Raw genomic sequence first — 21771 nt, forward strand, 5'->3', positions numbered from 1 at the left:
TATGCATGCGCAAGCGCGGTGGTGGAGAGCGCGGGAGACGGACGGGAGGCACGGTGCCAGCTGGCACCGTGCCTCCCGTCCGCCGTTCGGTCGCGTCCGCGACCGAAGGGTCAGGAACCCAGCTTCGACAGCTCCTCGAACTCGTCGTCGGTCAGCTCGATGGTCGCGCCCTGCAGGTTGTCCTCCAGGTGCGAGACGCTCGAGGTGCCGGGGATCGGGAGCACGACGGGCGAGCGCTTGAGCAGCCAGGCGAGGGCCAGTTGCGCCGGGGAAGCACCCTTCCGCGACGCGATCTCGGTGAGCGGAGAGTCCTCACCGGTCAGCCCGCCGGTCGCGAGCGGGAACCACGGGATGAACGCGATGCCCTGCTCGGTCGACCAGTCGAGGAGCTCCTCGGCGTCGCGCTTCTGCAGGTTGTACAGGTTCTGCACGGAGACGATCGTCGCGATCTCCTGGGCAGCCTTGACGTCGTCGACCGACACCTCGGACAGGCCGATGTGCCGGATCTTGCCCTCGTCCTGCAGCTTCTTCAGCTCGCCGACCTGGTCCTCGAGCGGGACCTTCGGGTCGATGCGGTGCAGCTGGAACAGGTCGATGCGCTCGAGGCCCAGACGGCGGAGGCTCATCTCGGCCTCCTGCCGCAGGTACTCCGGACGGCCGACCGGCGGCCACTCGTTCGGGCCGGTCCGGGTGAGTCCGGCCTTCGTCGCGATGACGACGTCGTCGCCGTAGGGGTGGAGCGCCTCGTGCAGCAGCTCCTCGGCGACGTAGGGGCCGTAGGAGTCGGCGGTGTCGAAGAAGTCGACGCCGAGCTCGACGGCGCGCTTGAGGACGCGGACGGCCTCGTCGTGGTCCTTCGGCGGCCCCCAGACTCCGGGGCCGGTGAGCTGCATGGTGCCGTAGCCGAGGCGGTGGACCTCGAGGTCGCCCCCGATGCGGAAGGTGCCGGAGGCGGCGGCCGGACGGTTCGTGGTGTCGGTGCCAGTGGTCATGTCCCCGGTCTACGCCCGAGGCGTTGCCGGTCCCTGAGTCGGTGTCCCCCGGCGCTCCGACCGGTCCGGACGCGGGTACGGGGTCTCGCCGCGCGCCAAGCCGGTGACGAGCTTGGTCAGCCGGTTCGTCCGGGCCGTCGCACTCGGCGCGGTCGTGATCCGGTGCAGCACCGCGTACCGGTTCGTGGCGTCCAGTTCGGCGAACAACGCGGCGGCGGCCGGGGACGCGTCGAGCGCTGCCTGCAGGTCCTCCGGCACGGTTGCCGCCGCGGCCCCGGAGTAGGCGCGGTCCCACCGGCCGTCGTCCTTCGCGCGGTCGATCTCCGCCTGGCCTCGGTCCCGCATCCGTCCCTCGGCGACGAGCGTCGCCACCAGGCCGATGTTCCGCTGCGACCAGAGCGAGGCCTTCCGACGCGGGGTGAACCGCTGCCGGAACGTGGCGTCGTCGCGACCGCGCTTCTGGCCGTCGATCCACCCCGAGCACAGTGCCTCGTCGAGCGCCTGGTCATAGGTCAGGGTCGTCGGATCGGTGACGCCCTTCTTCGCGAGCACGAGCCACACCCCGTCGGCGTCGCCCTCGTGCGCGTCGAGCCAGGCACGCCAGGCAGCGACGTCCGGCAGCACCAGGTCGACGATGTCCATGCGGTCATCGTAGGACGCGGTCGGTCGGCTGGCCGGCCCCGGCTCCTGCTCGAGTCTCGGCGTGGGCGACAGTTCTCGCGGTGCGAGCCACGAGAACTGTCGCTCACACCGAGACTCGCGTGCGTCGGGCCGAGACTCGTGCGGCGTCAGACCCAGTTCGGCTGGTCGAGCACGCCCGTCGGATCGGCCTGCTCGGCGATGCGGTGCAGGCGCGAGGTGTTGTCCCCGAAGTACGCCGACGGGTCCGTGATCGCCGCGTCGCAGTAGTTCGCGTACGCCGCGTCGCCCCACGCCGGCCGCATCGCCCGTCGGAACCCCCGCACGTACGCGTCGAACGGTGCAGGGTCCGCGCCGTCGGCGAAGACCGCGGTGTACTGCACGGTCATGAGCGCGGACCGCCACGGGAACGCCGAGTCGGTCCGGCCGACGTCCGCCACGACGCCGCCGAGGGCGTCGAGCGCGACCCCGCCCTCGAGGTTGCCGTCGACGTCGCCCGCCGCGGCCGCCTGGGCGACGAGCGCGTCGATCTGCGCGTCGGTGAGCTTCGCCGATCCGATCGACGACGTCGCTGCCTCGGACACCCGCTGCGGCTTCCCCGCCAGCGCGGACATCGCGGCGCCGTAGGTGAGCACCCGCCCGGTGTGGACGAGGGGCTTCGCACCGGTGGCGGCGATGAAACCGTCGACGGAGGTGTCGGCGCCGGTCTTCGATCCGGTCCACACGCCGGTCACGGTGACCGTCGGGGCGGAGTGCCGACTGCCGTTCAGCAGCTTGAGCGTCGACCACAGCTTCGGGTCGGCGGTGGGCGCCCAGTCCTGCCAGGCGCGCACCACGGCCGAGGCGGCCGACCACGCGAACGTGATGCTGAAGAGCAGGACGGGAGGCGCGGCCTGCGTCCGGTACGTCAGTGCGGTCACGACGCCGACGGTTCCACCGCCCCCACCGCGGCAGGCCCAGAACAGGTCCGGTTCGCTGGACGTCGAGACCTCGTGCACGGCGCCGTCCGGAGTGACGAGCGTGACGCCGGTGAGCTGGTCGCAGGTCAGCCCGAACGAGCGGACGAGCACGCCCACCCCGCCGCCGAGGGTGAGCCCACCGATGCCGACGGTCGGACAGGAGCCGGCGCCGATCGCCCGTCCGGCCTTCGCGAGCGCGGCGTAGACGTCCCCGAGCTGCGCACCCGGGCCGATCGTGACGGTGTCGTCGTCGTGCAGTTCGATGTCGTCGAGGTCCTGCGTGCTGATCACGAGCGACCGCGGGACGTCGGTCCCGGGTGCGCCGCCGGCCGACCAGCCCGTGTACGAGTGCCCGCCCGCGCGCAGTGCGACGGGGGTGCGGGTGTTCCGCGCGAAGGCGAGGCCGGCCTGCACGTCCGGAGCCCCGGCGACGCGCAGGATGCCCTGCGGGTCGGCGTCGTCGTACCGCGGGTTCTCGAGCACGCGGGCGCTGTCCCACCCGTTCGACCCGGATCGAAGAACCGTGCCGGAGACCGCGGCGACGAGAGCGTCCCACGAGTCGGGGCCGCCGGGCGTGGGCGTGCTCGAAGGCGTCCTCGTCGGCTGTGCGGGGCCGCTGGAGGTCGGTCGCGGCGAACTCGACGGAGCGGGACTCGGCCGGCTGCACGCTGCCAGGACCCCGGCGAGCCCGAGTCCGACGCCCCCGGCGAGCAGGATCCGCCTGGTCGGGCGGTGCGTCACGACCCGGCGAGTCCGCCGCCGGCACCGGTGATGCCGGGGTGTGCGGACTTCGCGAGGCCCTCGGTCATCGAGTGCGCCGCTTCCGCGTCAGCGAGGGATCGGGCTCCGAGGGTCGGGTCGACGGGTTCGAGGTGGGCGAGGAGCTTCGCACGACGGCGGTTCTGCACCTCGAGCACGGTGAGCAGCGCGGCGATGGCCACGACCACTCCGATGACGATCCACACGACGACCACGACGTTCCCCTTCCGTCCCGGGGCGTCCACCCCGTCCCCTGAGCGTACCGCCGCCGTGACTACGCCGTGCTGGCCCGCGTGGACCTTGGAGGATCCACACGAACGGTGCCCGTGTCTGACCGGCACAGGCAGTGCCTTCCTCCGAGCGGCGCACCCGGAGTAGACCTGCACCATGCAGACACGCAAGCTCGCAGACCTCGAGGTCGGACCCGTCGGCCTCGGCACCATGGGCATGAGCGCCTTCTACACGGGCGCCGGCACCGACGACGCGGAGTCGATCCGCACGATCCACCGCGCGATCGACCTCGGCGTCACCCTGTTCGACACGGCCGAGGCGTACGGCCCCTACACGAACGAGGACCTGCTCCGCCGGGCCCTCGCCGACCGCCGCGACGACGTCGTGATCGCGACGAAGTTCGGCCTCATCACCCACACCGCCGGTGAGGAGACGCCCGCCACCGGACGCGGCATCAGCTCCGCACCGGAGTCCGTGCGCGAGGCCCTCGAGGGGTCCCTGCGGCGCCTCGGCACCGACCACATCGACCTGTACTACCAGCACCGCGTCGACCCGGCCGTCCCGATCGAGGACGTCATCGGGCAGCTCGCCGGCTTCGTGCAGGAGGGCAAGATCCGGCACATCGGCCTGTCCGAGGCCGGACCCGAGACGATCCGGAAGGCCCACGCCGTGCACCCGATCACGGCCCTGCAGAGCGAGTACTCGCTGTGGACGCGCGACCCCGAGGGGGCGGTGCTCGACACCCTGCGCGAGCTCGGCATCGGACTGGTGCCGTACTCGCCGCTCGGCCGCGGGTTCCTGACCGGTGCGATCACGAAGCCGTCCGACCTGGACTCCGACGACTTCCGCCTGGCGAACCCGCGCTTCCAGGAAGAGGCGTTCGCGCAGAACATGCGCATCGTCGACGCCGTCAAGGCGATCGCGACCGAGGCCGAAGCCACCCCGGCACAGGTCTCCCTCGCCTGGCTGCTCGCCCAGGGCGACGACGTCGTGCCGATCCCGGGCACGAAGCGCGTGTCGCGCCTCGAGGAGAACGTCGGTGCCGCCGACCTGACCCTCACCGCGGACCAGGTCACGCGCCTGTCGGCGCTCCCGGTCCCGACCGGCGACCGCTACCCCGACATGTCGACCATCGGTCGCTGACGCAACCGGATGACGGCCGGGAGGCCCGTGGCGGCTCCGCCACGGACCTCCCGGCCGTCTCGGCGTGCGTTTCGGGCGCTGGTCCGGTGACCGACGCGACCCACGCCCGTCATCGCGGGGAAACACGGGGTGCATAGCGTCCGGAGCACAGGGAAACCACCGCTCGAAGGGGACGCCATGACGACCACGAAGACACCGCGCGCGACACCGACCGAGGACGGCGTCGACTCCGTCCCACCGCTCGCCAGGCTCCTGCCGCTCGGCCTGCAGCACGTGCTCGCGATGTACGCGGGCGCGATCGCCGTGCCGCTCATCGTCGGTGGGGCCCTCGGCTTCGACAGCGCCGACCTCGCCTTCCTCATCAGCGCCGACCTGTTCGTCGCGGGCCTCGCCACGATCGTGCAGTCCGTCGGCTTCTGGCGGTTCGGAGTCCGGCTGCCGCTCGTGCAGGGTGTCACGTTCGCCGCGGTCGGCCCGATGATCGCGATCGGCACCGAGCACGGCATCACCGCCGTGTACGGGGCGACGATCGCGTGCGGCGTCTTCATGGTGGTCGTCGCACCGTGGTTCGCGCAGCTCGTCCGGCTGTTCCCCCCGATCGTCACCGGCACGGTCATCCTCATCATCGGTCTGTCGCTCATGAGCGTCGCCGCCGGCTGGGTCACCGACGGCGGCAAGGACGGTGCTGCCGACCCGCTCGACGTCGCGTTCGCCGCCGGGGTCCTGCTCGCGATCGTCCTGGTCGAACGGTTCGCGCCGCGCGGTCTCGCCCGGGTCTCGGTGCTGTTCGGACTGCTGCTCGGCACGGTCGTGGCGCTGTTCGTCCCCGGCATGGTCGACGGGTCGGGCATCGGGGACGCGGGCTGGTTCGCCTTCGTCACGCCGTTCCACTTCGGGCTGCCGACGTTCGACCTCGCCTCGATCGTGTCGATGCTCGTCGTCGGGCTCGTGATCATGACCGAGACCACCGGCGACATGATCGCGGTCGGTGAGGTCACCGGGCGTCCCGTGTCGAAGCGCACGCTCGCCGACGGTCTGCGCGCGGACGGACTCGGCACCGTCGTCGGCGGGGTGTTCAACACGTTCCCGTACACGGCGTTCGCGCAGAACGTCGGGCTCGTCGCACTGACCGGCGTGCGCTCCCGGTACGTGGCGACGGCGGCCGGCGGCATCCTCGTGGTGCTCGGTCTGGTGCCGAAGGTGGCCGCGGTGGTCGAGGCGATCCCGCACGCGGTGCTCGGCGGTGCCGGTGTCGCGCTGTTCGGCATGGTCGCGGCGTCGGGCATCAGGACGCTGTCGAAGGTGCGGTTCGACAACCGGAACGTGCTCGTGGTGGCGCTGCCGCTCGGCATCGCGCTGCTGCCGACCGTCGCCCCGGAGATCTACGGGCAGTTCCCGACGTGGTTCACGCTGGTCTTCGACTCGGGGATCTCGGCCGGCGCCGTCGCGGCGATCCTGCTCAACCTGCTGCTCGGCTCGCGCTCCGTGGCCGAGCGGTACGGCGAGGACCCGGCGGTCGGTTCGTACGACGGGGTGCGGTCGACGGCGCCGATCGCGCTGCCGCGCGAGGAGCCCTCGGCCTAGACGAAGGCGGGCAGGTGCTCCCACGCACGGGGCGCCTCGGCCACGCCGTCGCGGACGACCGTCCCCTCGATCAGCCCGTAGGGACGGTCGGCCGCGATGAACACCTCGTTCTCGTTCGTCAGGTCGAACGGCGACAGGTCCACGACGAAGTGGTGCTTGTTCGGCATCGCGAACCGCACCTCGGCGAGCTCGGGCCGCAGTTCGATCGCCGCCCGCCCCATCTCCCACAGCGTCTGCTGCAGAGCGAGCGAGTGCACGGTGGCGAACTGCTCGAGCATCACGGCGACGACCTCCTCGTACAGATGGTCGTAGTCGATCCCCGCTGCGACGGCGGACGGCAGGTACCGCCACCGCGCCGTGACCTCGGTCGCCATGATGCGGTCCGTCGTCTCCGGCAGGGTCGTGAACCGCGACCGCGGGAACCCGTGGAACTCGGACCCGGTCGACTTCAGGACGACCAGGTCCTTCACGCCGCCGGTGACGTGGCGCTCGCCGCCCTCGACGTGCACCGTCGCCAGACGGGTCCCGGTGCCGGTGCGGCGGAACGAGTGGTCGTGCGGCTGCCCGTCGACCGTGATGCGTTCCCACGGGTGCACCTCGGCCTGCCAGAGCCCGCCCTCGACCCAGTCGAACTCGCCCGTGAACTGGTCGGCGAGCAGCGCGAGGAAGTCCTCCGGGGCGCCGACGCCGTGCTCCTTCGCCAGGGCGAACACGGTGTTCTTCTGGGTGTCCGTCGCGACGATCCGGGAGTTGTCGCCGCTGGTGAACGACCCGGCGAACGCCTCGCCGATGAGCTGCGACGTCACGGTCAGGTCGGCGATCTCGTGCCGGTCGCCGTGCCGGGTCACGCGGACCAGGCGGTTCTCAGCCTTGCCGTACTTGTTCGGTCCCAGGTGGACGGTGGTCTCCGACATGGCGGTCAACTCCCTCGGTAGGTGCTGTAGGCGAAGGGGCTCAGCAGCAGCGGGACGTGCAGGTGCTCGGTGCCCGTGACGCGGAACGCCACGGTCACGAACGGGTAGAAGGTCGGCACCCCGGCAGCGGCGAAGTGCGGGCCGGTGTCGAACCGCAGCACGTGGTCGGTGCGCGCGAGCACGTCGGGGCCGAGTGCCGCACGGCCGTCGGCATCGGTCGAGCCGGTCGCGACGACGTCACCGTCGACGGTGCTGAGCGTCAGGCCGACGCCGACCGCCGGGGTGCCGGTGGTGGCGTCGAGCACGTGCGTGGTCAGGTGCGGCACGGCGAACGTCGCGCGGATGCGGTGCAGGGCGATGTCGGCCAGGGCAGCGGCGGCCTCACCCGTCTCGACCTCCGGGTCGCCCGCGAGGCGCCGGTCGAGCTCGGCCAGCAGCTCCTCGGGCGTCCGTCCGGCGGCCCGCACCAGGAACACCCGCCCGAACCGCTGCTCGTACGCGGCGTTGCCGTCGGCGATCCGGCCGGCCACCGCGTCGCCGGCGCTGCGCATCGACGACTGTTCGCGGGCCGATGAGGCATCGGTCGTCCGCTCCCCGATCCGCGGGTGCTGCGCCAGGGCGTGGTCGAGCTCCGGCGCACCCCACGACGCCGACTCGACTCGCGCTCGATCGAGCAGCGCCGACACCGTGCCGAACGGGCGCGCGGCCACCAGGGCGTCGACCCACGCGGGCACGTCGGCCCATCCCCGGATCACCACGGCAGCGTCGGGGGCGGTCGCGTCGTCGAGGTCGCCGAGGTCCATGTGCCGAGGCTACGGAACGACCGTTTCACCCGCGTTACCGGGCGGTTTCCCCCGCAACGCGACCCGCGGCCCTGAAACGGTCGCGTCTGCCGGACGGGAGGCCCGTGGCGGCCCCGCCCCGCGCCTCCCGTCCGGCGTCCGTCGCGTTGCGGACGCGAGACGCCGGCGTCAGCGCGACGCGCCCCCGAATCCGGCGGCGTCTCGCTGACTCGGCGGCGTCTTCCGAGGACGCCGGCGGCTCAGACCTCCGTGGCGAAGGACGCGGCCCGCAGCTGCAGGTCCTCGATGCGCCGCAGGCGCGCGGCCTCGACGTCGTAGCCCTCGTAGGCGGGCGGCGGCAGCTTCCGGACGTTCCGCGAGCACTGGAAGTCCTGGCAGACGAGCGTGCCGACGGTGTCGCCGTTCCGCCCCGCCTTGCCGGACCGCTTCGCGCTGTAGAACACGACGTCGTTCGGCAGCTTCACGTCCTGGCACCACGAGCACTGGGCGCGCGAGCGCGACGAGGCCTCGGCCTGCCGGAACACGATGCCGACGAGCGTTCCCTCGAGCGTCGGCACGACGGCGTACGCACGCCGACCGATCTTCGGGTCGCGCCAGCCCAGGAAGTCGAGCGCGTCCCAGTCGATCGCCTCGAAGTCGGCGGGCAGCGTGATGTCGGTCGTCTCCTTGCGGGAGGCGTTGACGAAGGACGTGCGGAGGGTCTTCTCCGTGATGGGGAGCATGGTGCATCGCTTTCGAGCGGGCCCGGGGCGTGCGGACGCACACCGCACCGGGCGGGAGGAGGTCAGGGTTCGACGAGGGCGGCCGTGCCTGCGGGCACGACCGGGGGCCTCACGCCCTGATGCCGGCGCTCCGGGCGCCGACCACCTCCTGGAAGCTCACCCCAACAGCCTACGTCGACGTGTCAAGCGGCGGGGACGGCCGTCACCAGGACGAGGGCGCCCTCGTAGGTCGGCCGGATCCGCAGCGCCCCGTGCCGCCGGTCCCACTCGCCGGAGTCGAGCGCGGCCCGGAGTGCGGCCACCGATCGCCGTGCGGTGAGCTCGTCGACGAAGCTCCACGCCGAGTTCGCCTTCCGGGCGCCGGGGTCGAGCAGGCGCTCCGGCCGGGCGTAGTACGCCTCGGAGAAGCCGTCGACGCACGTGAACGGGATCGGCAGCGGGGTGTTCGTGACGGTGTCGTCGCCCAGTGCGGCGGCGATGCGGTCGAGCGCGGGGTAGCGCCGGGCCTCGGTCGCCATCACCTCTGGTGCGTACTCGGCGAGCCAGAAGTCCTCGACGCGGGCCGGGTCGCACGTCAGGATCACGATCGGACCCCGGGTCACCCGGCGCAGCTCGGCCAGCCCACGCTCGAGGTCGCCCCACTGGTGCACCGAGAACGTCGTCATCGCGGCGTCGAACGTGTCGTCGTCGAAGGGCAGGTCCTCGGCGGTGGCGTCGATCGCCGTCGACAGGGTGTCCGGTCGTTGGGCGCGCATCGACGCCGAGGGTTCGACGGCCGTGACGTCGCGATCGGTCGGCTCGTAGGATCCGGCACCGGCACCCACGTTGAGGACGGTGCGGGCGTCGCCGAGGGCCTTCGCGATCGCCCGGGCGAACGTCGGTTCGGGGCGGCGGTACTGCCGGTAGTCCTGGCCGATGCGGGCGTAGTCGGCGTCCCCCGCTGATCCGTCCGTCGTCCTCGTCACGGCCCCAGCCTACGAACAGTGCACCGGCCCGACCAGCGGTTCAGTCGACCGACTCGGACTCGGACTCCGTCGCGCGCAGGGCCGCGTACTGCTCGGCCCGTTCCGTCGCGGCCCAGGTGCCGAGCAGGGCCAGTGACCGCTCGGACTCGCTGCCCGGCTCGGCCGAGTACGTGAACAACGTCAGGCCGGGGTCGGCGACCAGGTCGAGCGCCTCGTACGCCAGGCGCAGCTCGCCGACGATCGGGTGGTCGATGCGCTTCCCGCCGGCGCGCTGCAGTCGGACGTCGTGCGCGGCCCACCAGCCGCGGAACTCCTCGCTGCGCGTGGAGAGCTCCCCGACGAGGGTGATGAGTCCGGGCTCGCACGGGTTCGACACCGCGGCTGCCCGGAGCACGGCGACGGCGTCCTTCGCGGTCTGCGCCCAGTCCGGGAAGAAGTCTCGGGCCGCGGGGTCGAGGAACGTGAAGCGTGCGGTGTTCACGGGGCGCCCCGGGCCGGCGAACATCGGCGAGTACAGCGCGCGACCGAGCTCGTTCGTCGCGACGACGTCACCGCGTTCGTTCCGCACCCAGGCAGGCGCTCCGGTGATGGCGTCGAGCAGGCGCTGGACGCCGGGACGGACCCGCGTGGGGACGGTGCGGTGCATCGTCTTGACGCCGGAGTTCGCCAGTCGGGTGAGGTCCCACAGGTGGACGCGCTCGTCCTCGTCGAGCTGCAGGGCGCTCGCGAGGCCCTCGAGCACGCTGTCCGAGACCCCCTTGAGCGATCCGCGCTCGAGCCGCGTGTAGTAGTCGACGCTCACGCCGGCGAGCATCGCGACCTCGTGCCGCCGTAGCCCGGGGACGCGTCGGACCCCGCCGCCGAACGACGGCATGCCGACCTGCTCGGGGGTGAGCCGCGCTCGCCGGGAGGACAGGAAGTCGCGGATCTCGTTGCGCACGTCGATACCCATGGGGAGAGCGTACGTGGCGGCGCTGTCCGTCCGGCAGGCACTGGCGGTACCCGCCGGGCGGACGGGAGGCCCGTGGCGGCGCCGCCACGGGCCTCCAGGTCAGCTGCGCGGAGTTCAGAGCGTGACGTCGGCCGTGATCCGCACGCGCGCCACGCGGTGACCGTCCATGGCGGTCACCTCGAGGCGGTGCCCGCCGGCGGCGACGACGTCGCCGACCTCCGGCACGCGGTCCAGGTGGACCTGCACGAGGCCGCCGACGGTCTCGTAGTCACCGTCGGGCAGCGCCGGACCGCCGTCGGCGACGAGGTCCTCGAGCACCGTGGACCCGTCCACGCCGTCGTGCTCGGCCGTGGGTTCGTCGTACTCGTCGCGGATTCTGCCGACGAGGTCCTCGAGCAGCGCCTCGAGCGTGACCATGCCCGCGCTGCCGCCGTACTCGTCCACGACCAGGGCGATCTGGTGCCCGTCGGTCCGCATGTCCGCGATCGCGCTCGACAGCGACTTCGTCTCCGGCAGTGCGAGCACCGGGCGCACCAGAGTCGACACCGGTGCGGACGGGTCGCTCGGACGGAGCAGGTCGCGGAGGTGCACGAAGCCGTCGACCTCGTCGCGTCCGCCGGAGGTCACGAGGTACCGGGTGTGCCCGACCTCGATCGCGTGGTCGGTGGCCTCGGCGATGGTCAGCGCGGCGTCGATCGTGGACACGTCGTACCAGGGGCGCATCGACTCGCGCAGGATCCGGTCACCGGCGTCCAGCGCACTCCGGGCGATCCGGCGGCCCTGCTCGTCGACGCCGGTGTGCTCGTCGACGAGGCCGCGGAGCTCCTCGGTGCTCATCGACTCGCTGCGGGCGTTCGGGTCGCCACCGAGTGCACGGACGACCAGGTTCGTCGAAGCCGAAAGCACCCAGATCACCGGGCGCATCAGGGTGGCGAAGCGGTCGAGGGTCGGTGCGACGAGCATCGAGAAGCCCTCGGCGCGCTGCAGGGCGAGTCGCTTCGGCACGAGCTCGCCGAACACGAGCGACAGGTAGGCGATGACGAGGGTCATCAGCACGAGAGCGACCGTCTCGGCGGCTCCCTGGCCGAGTCCGAGCCCGGTGAACACGGGTGCGACGTCCGGCGCGATCGACGAGGCGCCGTACGCGGCGGAGAAGAACCCGGCGACGGTCACACCGATCTGCACGGCCGCGAGGAACCGGTTCGGGTCACGCCCGAGTTCGGCGACCCGCAGGCCACGAGAGCCCCGGCGTTCGAGCTGCTGCAGCTGCGACTCACGGAGCGAGACCAGTGCGATCTCGGCGGCGGCGAAGACCCCGCCGACGAGCACGAAGAGGATGACGAGCCCGAAGGCGATCCAGGTGTCGGCGCCCATCAGCGGGCAGCTTCCTCGGATCGACGACGGGCGGGCGGTCTGTGGTGATCGTCCATGCCTGTGAGTCTGCACAGGGCAGCTGGGACGTCACCCCACCAGCGCTCGACGTCTGCTGTGCGTCCGGGGTGCGTGCTGCGGCGCTAGGTCGTGAGCGAGCGGCCGATGCGTGCTTCGAGCCACGCCTCGGGGTCGATCGGGGTCACGCCGTCCATCAGGACCTCGAGGTGCAGGTGCGCGCCGGTCGAGACGCCGGAGGACCCGACGAGCCCGATGAACTCGCCGGCCTCGACCTGGTCGCCGACCTTGAGCGGCGACGACCCGGGGATCATGTGCCCGTACAGCGTCGACACCTGGCGGCCGTCGATCTCGTGGTCGATGATCACGGCGTTGCCGTACGAGAAGTACGTGCCCGAGATCCGGACGGTGCCCGCGGCGACGGCACCGATGGCCGTGCCCATGCCGGGCGTGAAGTCGAGTCCCTGGTGCAGCGAGGAGCACGCGCCGCACGGTGCCGAGCGGTAGCCGAAGCCCGAGCTCATCTGCACCGGGCCGGGGAACGGCGAGCGGACCGCGCCGCCGTACGAGACGGCTTCGCCGGCGATGCCGCTCGTGTCGGCCGTGCCGCCGGTGGTGACGACCTTGCGCGTCGTGCCGCCGCCGACGGTGAACCCGTCGCGGTCGAGCCCGGTCGCGGTGACCGCCTGGGTGACCGCGTAGTCCTGGGTGCGCACGATCGGCGCGATGGTCGAGGTCGCCATCGAGGTGCCGGCGCTGGCGTGCGCGGGCATCGCCGAGGCGGCGAACATCGCGATCGCAGCGGCTGCGCTGGTCAGGGTGATCCGTCCGGCACGACCGGACCGGGAGGCCCGTGGGGCCTTCACGACGCTCGTCACGGTGGCAGCGGGGCGGCGGACCACGCGCGTGATGCGGGTGTCGACGTGCTCGGTCGTTGCGCGGGCTGCGGTGGCGCGGCGGCCGACGGGCTTCGCGACCGTTGCTGCCGTGGCGGACTTCGCCGACCGGGCGGGCTTCGCGACCTTCACTGCCTTGGCCGGCTTCGCGACCTTCACTGCCTTGGCCGGCTTCGCGACCTTGGCGGGCTTCTCCGGCTTGTCCGCTCGGCGCTGGGGCTTCCGGGCTGCGGCGCGCTCGGCCTCGAGGGCAGCGCGACGGGACAGGTGCACCACCGGGGTCTCCGGGTGCTGGTCGAGTTCGGGTGCAGTCGTCATGGCCGCCCACCATTCTGCACGACTCTGTCGCTTTGTACAGGCCCCACCGTGATCTTTTCGTTACCGCGGGGCTGGGAGGCACCTGATCACCGCGGGCCCCGACGTCCCCCGACCGTCCGACATCGGTAGCGTCGTGGGAAAGCGACGGAAGGACCCGCACCATGGCCCGATCGCCGCGAGAGCGGCCCGCGCAGGTCGACCTCGGCACCGCCGACGTCGTGCTCGCCGGCACCCAGGAACTCCTGCCCGTGCTCCGCGCCGCCGCGGTGCGCGCGGGCATCGACGCCGCACGCATGCGGGTCATCGGGGTCGACGACCTGCCGGGCCCCGAGGAGACCTGGGACGCCGAACTCGCGGTCATCGCGATCCGGCGCCCCGGTGACGACCCCGCGTTCCACCGTGCGCAGGCAGCAGCGGAGCTCATCGATCCGCTGCTCGTGCCGCACGCTGTCCGGATCGTGGTGACGGTCTCGGGACTGACACGGCTTGCGCCCAAGGTCGAGCGCACCCTCACGTCCGAGGTGCTCCACCAGATCGATGCCGCGTCCGCGCCGTCGGGGTTCGAGCGGCCGTTCCGCAGCATGCGGATGCGGCTCGGGCTCGCAGCACTCCGGGCGGCCGGCGTCCGGGTGTTCCGCGTCTCGATCGGCACCTGACCGGCGGGACTGCCGTCAGCGGGCAGGTGCCCCACGGAGCTCGAGGGCGATCTGCTCGGCGTCGAGGTTCTGCAGCATCGACTCGAGCACCTCGGCGTCGAAGGAACCGTCGTCGCGGGCGTCGAGGATCGCCGCACGCTGCGCCTCGAGCACCGCGAGTCGTCGGGCCTTCTCGCGTCCCATCCACGCCCGGAGCTCGGCCGGGTCGGCTGCCTCGAGTTCTTCGCGCGCTCGAGGGCCGGCCTCGCGCGTGCCGGGGACGTCTTCGGCCGCCGTCCGCATGAGCTCGAGCAGCCGCTTGCGCTCCTCGGTGTCCCGCGCCGACGTGTCGGGCGCGGGGGCGGCGACCCGTCGGAGCAGCGGGCCGATCGTGCCGCCCTGGACCACGAGTGAGAGCAGGGCCACCGCGAACGCGATGAACACCAGGAGCGATCGTTGCGGCGTCCCCTCGGGCAGGGTCTGCGCGGCGGCGACGGTCACCGCCCCACGCATGCCGGCCCAGACCACGGCGGTGCCCTCGCGCCAGCCCAGTGGCGCCTTCGTGTAGTACGCGATGTCCGCCAGGGTGCGGCGGACGCGCGTCGTGAACCGGTCGAGTTCCCGCTCCGAGGGCGCCCGGTTGCCCGGCCGGTGCTCGCGGATCACGTCGCTCATCGCGTCGCGGTCGCCGGCGTGCATCTCGGCGAAGCGTTCCTGCATCCGCTCGCCGCGCTTGGCGGCTGCCGACAGCGCGAACAGCAGTGGGACGACGTACGCGGCCCGCACCAGCACGGTGAGCACGAGGGCGCCGACCGCGATGAGCAGCGCGGGACCGATGCCCGCGTGCTCCCGCTGCACGTCGCCGAGGATCTTCGCGAGTTCGAGCCCCATCGTCAGGAACACCGCGCCCTCGAGCACGAGCTCGATGGTCTGCCAGTTCTGCGCGTCCGACAGTCGGTGCCCCGGCGGGAGCTTGCGCGGCCCGACGATGCCGGTGAACAGCCCCGCGACGACCGCGGCCACGAGCCCGGACCCGCCGAAGTGCTCGGTCGGCAGGGCGGCGACGAACGGCACCGCGAAGGACAGTGCCGTGTTCACCGCGGCGTTCGGCACCCGGGCGCGGACGAACACGTTCAACCAGCCGACGAACCAGCCGATGACCACGGCGATGGCGACGGCCTGGGCGAAGTCGCCGAGCGCACCCCAGAACGAGAACGAGGCGCCCGCGGTGAAGATGGCCGTGCGCAGGAGCACCAGCGCGGTGGCGTCGTTGAGCAGCGATTCGCCGTCGAGGATCGAGATCGCCCGGCGTGACACCGAGGTCTGCTTGACGATCGAGGTGGCGACGGCGTCGGTGGGACTGACGATCGCACCGAGGGCGATCCCCCACCAGAACCCGAGGTCCGGCACCACCCACGCGAAGAACAGGCCGAGCACCAGGCTCGACGCGATGACGAGCAGCACCGACAGGCCACTGATGGCGCCGAACTCGCGCCGGAAGTTCATCGACGGCATCGACACCGCCGACGAGTACAACAGCGGCGGCAGCACCCCGGCGAGGATCCACTCCGGCTCGATCTCCGCGTCCGGGATGAACGGCAGCAGGCTCGCGATGATCCCGACGACGACGAGCACGAGCGGTGCCGCGACCCCGATGCGGGGCCCGAGCACGGCGGCACCGGCGATGGCGATCAGGGCGATGACGCCCACGACGAGGAGTTCGGTCACCGGTCCAGCGTGGCATCACCGTGCGTGCGTCGTCACTCCGTGCGCGGTTGACGGCTCCGTGCGGCGCAGCAGGCGCGCACCCGGCGGTCAACCTCGCACCACGTGATGGAACCGGCACCGTGCGCGCGATCAGGTCCCGTCGGGTCCGGCGCTGTGGACTGCTCCCGCCTGGACCGAGGGGTGTGGCGGGGCGGTGTGGGCGACGACCGCGACGCTGCCGACGGCGAGCACGAGCGCCAGGGCCCCGGCGCTCACCGCTGTGCCGATGCGGCGGAGTCGGGAGCGTCCACCGCGGTCGCGCGGGGCGAACCGGGCCAGCCCGCGGCGGGGTTCCGGCCCGACGAGCCACGGACCGGATCCGTCGACGTCGTACGAGAACGGTCCGCTGCCATCCGGCGCGTACCGGTACGGGCCACTGCCGTCCGAGGCGTAGGCCGAGCGGAGGTCTTCCGCGGTCCACCCGAAGTCCTCCGGTGTCGCACGTGTCGTCGCCATGATCGCCCTCCTGCGGCTCTGGAACTGCGGAAGACCAGTCCACCGAGCGTTCCTATGAGCCGACAGTGCGCCTCCAGGACGTCTGCCGATTACCTGCCGGACGCAGGCCGGACCATGTATCTTGATGTCGAGACATCCCGCACCACGAGTAGCGTGGACGTACCGACGGTCGAACAAGGGAGTACCCGCCAGCATGGCCAAGATCATCTACACCCTCACGGACGAGGCGCCGTTCCTCGCCACCCACTCCTTCCTCCCGGTCATCCAGGCCTTCGCCGGCACCGCTGGTGTCGACGTCGAGACCCGCGACATCTCGCTCGCCGGCCGGATCATCGCCCAGTTCCCGGAGCGGCTCACCGACGAGCAGCGCGTGGACGATGCCCTGGCCGAGCTCGGCGAGCTCGCGAAGACCCCCGAGGCGAACATCATCAAGCTGCCGAACATCTCGGCGTCGATCCCGCAGCTCAAGGTCGCGATCAAGGAACTGCAGTCCCAGGGCTACGACCTGCCCGACTACCCCGACGAGCCGAAGACGGACGAGGAGCGCGACGCCCGCGCCCGCTACGGCCGCGTCCAGGGCAGCGCCGTCAACCCCGTGCTGCGCGAGGGCAACTCCGACCGCCGCGCTCCCCTGTCCGTCAAGAACTACGCGCGGAAGCACCCGCACCGCATGGGTGCGTGGAGCGGCGACTCGAAGACGAACGTCGTCACGATGGGCGTCGACGACTTCCGCTCGAACGAGAAGTCCTGGATCGCCCCCGCCGACGACGTCCTGACGATCACGTTCGTCGCCGAGGGTGGCGAGACCCAGGTCCTCAAGCAGTCGATCCCGGTCGTGCAGGGCGAGGTCGTCGACGGCACCGTGCTGCACGTCGCAGCGCTCGAGGCCTTCCTGCAGGACCAGATCCAGCGCGCCGCGGCCGAGGACATCCTGTTCTCCGTGCACCTCAAGGCGACGATGATGAAGGTCTCCGACCCGATCATCTTCGGCCACGTCATCAAGGCGTTCTTCCCGTCGGTGTTCGAGCGCTTCGGTGCCGACCTCGCAGCCGCCGGGCTCACCCCGAACGACGGTCTCGGCTCGATCCTCGCGGGGCTCGACGCCCTGCCGAACGGCGCGGAGATCAAGCAGGCCTTCACCGACGGCATCGCCGCGGGCCCCGAGCTGGCGATGGTCGACTCGGACAAGGGGATCACGAACCTGCACGTCCCGAGCGACGTCATCGTGGACGCCTCGATGCCCGCGATGATCCGCACCTCCGGCCACATGTGGGGCCCGGACGGCGACGAGCACGACACCCTCGCCGTGATCCCGGACTCGAGCTACGCCGGCATCTACCAGACCGTGATCGACGACTGCCGCGTCAACGGTGCCTTCGACCCGTCGACGATGGGTTCGGTCCCGAACGTCGGCCTCATGGCGCTGAAGGCCGAGGAGTACGGCTCGCACGACAAGACCTTCGAGGTCCCCGGCGCCGGTGCCGTCCGCGTGACGAACGCCGCCGGCGACGTCGTCATCGAGCACGACGTCGAGTCCGGTGACATCTGGCGCGCCTGCCAGACCAAGGACATCGCCATCCGCGACTGGGTCAAGCTCGCCGTCACCCGTGCCCGCGCCTCGGAGACCCCGGCCGTGTTCTGGCTCGACGAGACCCGTGCGCACGACGCGAACCTGATCGGTCTGGTCCGCCAGTACCTGGGCGAGCTCGACACCGAGGGCCTGCAGATCGAGGTCCTCTCGCCCGAGGACGCCATGCGCTTCTCGCTCGAGCGCATCCGCCGCGGCGAGGACACCATCTCCGTCACGGGCAACGTCCTGCGTGACTACCTGACCGACCTGTTCCCGATCATGGAGCTCGGCACCTCGGCGAAGATGCTCTCCGTCGTCCCGCTGCTCGGTGGCGGGGGACTGTTCGAGACCGGTGCCGGCGGCTCCGCCCCGAAGCACGTCCAGCAGCTCGTGCAGCAGAACTACCTGCGCTGGGACAGCCTCGGCGAGTTCCTGGCCCTGGCGGTCAGCCTCGAGCACCTCGCCGGCGTGACGGGCAACGAGCGGGCGAAGATCCTCGGTGAGACGCTCGACCGTGCCACCGGGACCTTCCTCGAGCAGGACAAGTCCCCGGGCCGCAAGCTCGGCTCGATCGACAACCGCGGCAGCCACTTCTACCTGGCGAAGTACTGGGCGGAAGAGCTCGCGGCGCAGACGACGGACACCGAGCTCGCCGCGTCGTTCGCCGAGATCGCGGGCAAGCTCGACGCGCAGGAGCAGCAGATCGTCGAGGAGCTGAACGGCGTGCAGGGGCACCCGGCCGACATCGGCGGCTACTACCGCCCGGACGACGCCAAGACGAGCGCGGTCATGCGCCCGTCCGCCACGCTGAACGCGACGCTCGCCGCGCTCTAGACGAACGCACCTGACGGACGGGAGGCCCGGTGCCAGCTGGCACCGGGCCTCCCGTCCGTCGTCGCGCGCGTCCACCCCGCCTGCCCCGCCCTGCCCCCGCCCTGTCGCGTCCCGTGAGGTTCCGAAATCTCGGCATCTCGCGCCGCGATCGGGCCGTCTCTGGAACCTCGGCGAACCTGAGCGGCATGTCGTGGAACCTCGCGGCGGCGCGAACTCGCGGCGACGCGACCTCGCGACCAGAACGAGACTCAGGAGCGCGGGACGGGCGGGCCCGCCGCCAGCAGCACCACGAAGACCAGAGCGACCGCCACGACCCCGATGACGACCGCGACCGCGGGGCGACGCACCACGAAGAACAGCAGACGGTCCCAGAAGCCCGAGCGCGCGTCGGGTGAGCGGCGCCACGGGCCCTCGAGCATGCCTCGTCGGGCGACCGCGACCTCGAACGGCACCGTGGCGTACGGCACGACGGCACTCGCCCAGCCGAGCACGAGTGCCCCGAGGGTCCAGCGCTGGTTGACCGCGACGACGGTCGTCACGACGAGGTAGGCCAGGAACACGAAGCCGTGCACCCCGCCGCCGATCCGGACGCCCCAGTCGCCGGCGCCCAGGCCGTACTTGAGCACCATCCCGGCGATGAGCATGGTCCAGGTCACGAGTTCGGCGACCGCGGCGGCGCGGAACAGGGAGCGGGGAGTCATGCCCACATCGTCGCGGACGCGTCCCGGGAAACCCCCGACACTCCGGTGGTCGTATCGATTCGACGCCCGGGGAGGCTAGCGTTGGAGCCATGTCAGTGCCGACCGAGAACCGTCCCCTGAACATCGTCGTCTGGAACGAGAACGTGCACGAGACCCGCGGTGACGCGACGGTCATCGGGCACTACCCCGACGGCATGCACACCGTGATCGCGGCAGCGCTCCGCGAGCACCACCCCGACGCCACCGTGAGCACCGCCACGCTGCAGGAGCCCGACCACGGCATCACCGCCGAGCGCCTGGCCACGACCGACGTCCTGTTCTGGTGGGGCCACGCCGCCCACGACGAGGTCAGCGACGCCGTGGTCGACCTGGTCGTCGACGCCGTGCACGCCGGGATGGGCTTGGTGGTGCTGCACTCCGGGCACTACTCGAAGCCGTTCAAGCGCCTGATGGGCACCACCTGCTCGCTGAAGTGGCGCAACGACGGCGAGCGCGAACTCGTCTGGACGATCGCGCCGGAGCACCCGATCGCCGCCGGGGTGCCGCACCCGATCGTGATCGACCGGCAGGAGATGTACGGCGAGTTCTTCGACATCCCGCGCCCCGACGAAGAGGTCTTCCTGTCGACCTTCGCCGGCGGCGAGGTCTTCCGGTCCGGTGTCGCCTACCGTCGCGGTCTGGGGAAGGTCTTCTACTTCTCCCCCGGCGACCAGGAGTACCCCGTCTACCACCACCCGGACATCCAGCGCGTGCTGTCGAACGCGGCGGCGTGGGCCGCTCCGGTGTCCGAGCGACGCGAGTTGACGGCCGACCAGCACCCGCGGGACTGGTTCCTGACGGAGGGTGCGGGTAGACAGGGCGCATGACCCAGCTGGACCCCGCCGCGCACCGGACCGCCGTCGTCGAGGCACTCGGTGTCCTCGGCAGTGGCCCGGAGGAGCGGTTCGACCGCATCACCCGCATGACCCAAGAGGCGTTCGGGGTCCCGCTGACGTTCCTGAACCTGGTGCACGGCAACGTCGTGACGGCGCAGTCGACGCAGGGCTGGCGGCAGGGCGGGAGTGCGCCGGCGGAGCAGGTCTTCTGCTCGACGACGGTGCTGACGAACGAGCCGATGGTCGTGCCGGACGCGCTGCTGGACCCCCGGTTCCGCGACCTGGCAGCGGTCACCGAGCAGGGCATCCGGTTCTACGCCGGAGCACCGTTGTCGATGCTCGACGGCACCCGTGTCGGCACGCTCTGCATCATGGACGCGACCCCGCGCGAGCTGTCGGCGGCCGACCTCGACCTGCTGCGTGACCTCGCACGGTGGGCGGAGCGCGAACTCGGCCACGCGATCGACCGCGATCGGGTGACCCGCGTGCTCGATGGCCTGGTCCCCGGACCCGTCGAGGTCCCCGGACACGACCTCGACACCCTGGTGCTCCGGACCGAGGACGGCGGCGGGGACGTCGCCGACTGGCGACTCGCCAGCGACGGTGCGCTGCACGTCACCATGGGCAGCGTCGCGGCGGCCGGACGCGCGTCCGGCCTACTGGCCTCCGCGGTCCGCGGTGCCGTCGTCGCACGCACCGAGACCGCCATGCAGGACGCGATCGGCGGCCTGGAGGCCCAGATCACCGCCGACCTGTCCGCTGCGGACGCCGTCGGCTCGCTCTTCCACCTGCGGCTCGACCCGACGTCAGGGCACGTCGTCTTCGGGGACGCCGGCCACGGCCTCGCGGTGCTCGTCCGCGCCGACGGCACCAGCCGGGCGCTGCACTCGCTCGACCTGCCGCTCGGCCTGCAGCCGGAGTCCGTGCCGCGGTCCCCCGCCACGCTCGACCTGGCGGCGGGCGACCGGCTCGTGGTGTGCACCGAGGGCGTCCTGGCGCTCGAGGGGATCGGCCACCTCGACGGCCTGGCCGCCCTGGTCGCTGCCGAGCCGACCGGTGCCGCGGTCGTCGAACGGGTCCGCGCCCTCGTGCCGGCCGGCGCAGCCCACGACGTGACGCTGGTCGTGCTCGGGCGGCGTTGAACACCGTCCGCTGACGACGCCGCTGCCGCAGTCGTGCGCCGCGGTCAGGAGCGGAAGCGGTCCTGCCGTGATCGCGGTGCGCCGGTGAGCGCGACGACGAGCAGCGTGGCCAGCAGTCCGAAGCCCGCGAGCTCGATGCCGAGGCCGGCGAGCTGCCAGTAGGCACTGCCGACCACCTGCGGCTGCGTGATCGACTCGGGCCACCACGCGTCGATCAGCGGGAACGATGCGGGGAACGGGTCGAGGCCGAACACCACGAGCCCGCCGAGCAGCAGGACGACACCGAGCAGCGCCATCGCCCCGCGGGAGCGCCGGAGCATGTGCACGACGAGCGCGGCTGCCATCCCGGCGAGGCCGACGACGGCGATCAGGAACGCGAGGACGACGATGGTCTGCGGCGCGAGGGCCACCCAGTCGAGCACCGCGATCGGCAGCAGCAGCCACCGTCCGGTCCGTGCCCACCGCGCGGGGTTCCGCCATCCGTCCATGGCGGCCAACCGTAGGGCACCCGCCCGAACGCGGGCC

Annotated in this window: 21 protein-coding genes; 6 read left to right on the plus strand and 15 right to left on the minus strand. The window is 72.0% G+C overall.

The genetic code is table 11. The annotated features are described in order from the left end of the window. Positions 1 to 110 precede the first annotated feature (110 nt). The 4 genes from EDF42_RS02245 to EDF42_RS02260 all read right to left on the minus strand — a co-directional run bounded on the left by EDF42_RS02245 (position 111) and on the right by EDF42_RS02260 (position 3564). A complete protein-coding gene (locus EDF42_RS02245) occupies positions 111 to 992 on the minus strand; it encodes an aldo/keto reductase (protein ID WP_123671340.1) in 882 nt (293 codons plus the stop codon). 9 nt (positions 993 to 1001) lie between these two features. Continuing rightward, positions 1002 to 1634: a YdeI family protein gene (locus EDF42_RS02250; protein ID WP_123671341.1), complete on the minus strand. Its 633-nt coding sequence runs from the start codon at positions 1632 to 1634 to the stop codon at positions 1002 to 1004. 146 nt (positions 1635 to 1780) lie between these two features. After that, complete coding sequence (locus EDF42_RS02255; RefSeq protein ID WP_185040721.1) at positions 1781 to 3073, minus strand: FAD-binding oxidoreductase; 1293 nt, start codon at positions 3071 to 3073, stop codon at positions 1781 to 1783. Positions 3074 to 3327: 254 nt separating this feature from the next. Continuing rightward, a complete protein-coding gene (locus tag EDF42_RS02260) occupies positions 3328 to 3564 on the minus strand; it encodes a hypothetical protein (protein WP_148067594.1) in 237 nt (78 codons plus the stop codon). A gap of 172 nt (positions 3565 to 3736) precedes the next feature. Here EDF42_RS02260 and EDF42_RS02265 point away from each other — a divergent pair, with 172 nt between their 5' ends. Together EDF42_RS02265 and EDF42_RS02270 are read left to right on the plus strand one after the other, a co-directional pair. Then, a complete protein-coding gene (locus EDF42_RS02265; protein WP_123671344.1) occupies positions 3737 to 4723 on the plus strand; it encodes an aldo/keto reductase in 987 nt (328 codons plus the stop codon). Between the two features lie 177 nt (positions 4724 to 4900). Next, complete coding sequence (locus tag EDF42_RS02270) at positions 4901 to 6307, plus strand: nucleobase:cation symporter-2 family protein (protein ID WP_260154483.1); 1407 nt, start codon at positions 4901 to 4903, stop codon at positions 6305 to 6307. On the opposite strand, the gene pucL is transcribed toward EDF42_RS02270, so the two are convergent. The 7 genes from pucL to EDF42_RS02310 form a co-directional block, all read right to left on the minus strand. Further along, positions 6304 to 7221, minus strand: a complete 918-nt coding sequence (pucL, locus tag EDF42_RS02275) for a factor-independent urate hydroxylase (protein ID WP_123671345.1) — start codon at positions 7219 to 7221, stop codon at positions 6304 to 6306. The two genes, EDF42_RS02270 and pucL, sit on opposite strands and share 4 nt — an antisense overlap. A gap of 5 nt (positions 7222 to 7226) precedes the next feature. Next, a complete protein-coding gene (gene uraH, locus EDF42_RS19325; RefSeq protein ID WP_311316776.1) occupies positions 7227 to 8024 on the minus strand; it encodes a hydroxyisourate hydrolase in 798 nt (265 codons plus the stop codon). Between the two features lie 239 nt (positions 8025 to 8263). Next, a complete protein-coding gene (locus tag EDF42_RS02290) occupies positions 8264 to 8746 on the minus strand; it encodes an FBP domain-containing protein (protein WP_123339376.1) in 483 nt (160 codons plus the stop codon). Positions 8747 to 8928: 182 nt separating this feature from the next. Then, a complete protein-coding gene (locus tag EDF42_RS02295) occupies positions 8929 to 9711 on the minus strand; it encodes a class I SAM-dependent methyltransferase (RefSeq protein ID WP_123671346.1) in 783 nt (260 codons plus the stop codon). A 40-nt stretch (positions 9712 to 9751) separates the two neighbouring features. Then, positions 9752 to 10663, minus strand: a complete 912-nt coding sequence (locus tag EDF42_RS02300) for a helix-turn-helix transcriptional regulator (RefSeq protein WP_123339378.1) — start codon at positions 10661 to 10663, stop codon at positions 9752 to 9754. A gap of 114 nt (positions 10664 to 10777) precedes the next feature. Beyond that, a complete protein-coding gene (locus EDF42_RS02305) occupies positions 10778 to 12037 on the minus strand; it encodes a hemolysin family protein (protein WP_123339379.1) in 1260 nt (419 codons plus the stop codon). Positions 12038 to 12177: 140 nt separating this feature from the next. Next, the gene (locus tag EDF42_RS02310; RefSeq protein ID WP_123671347.1) at positions 12178 to 13266 is read right to left on the minus strand and encodes a M23 family metallopeptidase; all 1089 of its coding nucleotides are present in this window, start codon (positions 13264 to 13266) and stop codon (positions 12178 to 12180) included. A gap of 161 nt (positions 13267 to 13427) precedes the next feature. Between EDF42_RS02310 and EDF42_RS02315 the strand changes: the two genes are divergently transcribed. Further along, positions 13428 to 13922: a hypothetical protein gene (locus tag EDF42_RS02315; protein WP_123671348.1), complete on the plus strand. Its 495-nt coding sequence runs from the start codon at positions 13428 to 13430 to the stop codon at positions 13920 to 13922. A gap of 15 nt (positions 13923 to 13937) precedes the next feature. Here the strand turns inward: EDF42_RS02315 and EDF42_RS02320 are convergent, their stop codons facing one another. Then, a complete protein-coding gene (locus EDF42_RS02320) occupies positions 13938 to 15629 on the minus strand; it encodes a sodium:proton antiporter (protein WP_123671349.1) in 1692 nt (563 codons plus the stop codon). 129 nt (positions 15630 to 15758) lie between these two features. Next, positions 15759 to 16124: a hypothetical protein gene (locus tag EDF42_RS02325; RefSeq protein WP_123671350.1), complete on the minus strand. Its 366-nt coding sequence runs from the start codon at positions 16122 to 16124 to the stop codon at positions 15759 to 15761. Positions 16125 to 16317: 193 nt separating this feature from the next. On the opposite strand from EDF42_RS02325, the gene EDF42_RS02330 reads away from it, so the two are divergent. Continuing rightward, complete coding sequence (locus EDF42_RS02330; protein WP_123671351.1) at positions 16318 to 18528, plus strand: NADP-dependent isocitrate dehydrogenase; 2211 nt, start codon at positions 16318 to 16320, stop codon at positions 18526 to 18528. Positions 18529 to 18776: 248 nt separating this feature from the next. Here the strand turns inward: EDF42_RS02330 and EDF42_RS02335 are convergent, their stop codons facing one another. Beyond that, positions 18777 to 19229 carry a DUF3817 domain-containing protein gene (locus EDF42_RS02335; RefSeq protein ID WP_123671352.1) on the minus strand — a complete coding sequence of 151 codons (453 nt, stop codon included), beginning with the start codon at positions 19227 to 19229 and terminating at the stop codon, positions 18777 to 18779. An 89-nt stretch (positions 19230 to 19318) separates the two neighbouring features. On the opposite strand from EDF42_RS02335, the gene EDF42_RS02340 reads away from it, so the two are divergent. After that, positions 19319 to 20095 carry a ThuA domain-containing protein gene (locus tag EDF42_RS02340; RefSeq protein ID WP_235035887.1) on the plus strand — a complete coding sequence of 259 codons (777 nt, stop codon included), beginning with the start codon at positions 19319 to 19321 and terminating at the stop codon, positions 20093 to 20095. After that, on the plus strand, positions 20092 to 21246 hold the full coding sequence (locus EDF42_RS02345) for a PP2C family protein-serine/threonine phosphatase (RefSeq protein WP_123671353.1): 1155 nt from the start codon (positions 20092 to 20094) through the stop codon (positions 21244 to 21246). The genes EDF42_RS02340 and EDF42_RS02345 overlap by 4 nt, the downstream gene beginning before the upstream one ends. A gap of 44 nt (positions 21247 to 21290) precedes the next feature. Here the strand turns inward: EDF42_RS02345 and EDF42_RS18795 are convergent, their stop codons facing one another. Continuing rightward, positions 21291 to 21734 carry a hypothetical protein gene (locus EDF42_RS18795; protein WP_185040722.1) on the minus strand — a complete coding sequence of 148 codons (444 nt, stop codon included), beginning with the start codon at positions 21732 to 21734 and terminating at the stop codon, positions 21291 to 21293. Between the last annotated feature and the right edge of the window lie 37 nt (positions 21735 to 21771).

Source organism: Curtobacterium sp. PhB172 (genome assembly GCF_003752545.1).
Classification (GTDB): Bacteria; Actinomycetota; Actinomycetes; order Actinomycetales; family Microbacteriaceae; genus Curtobacterium.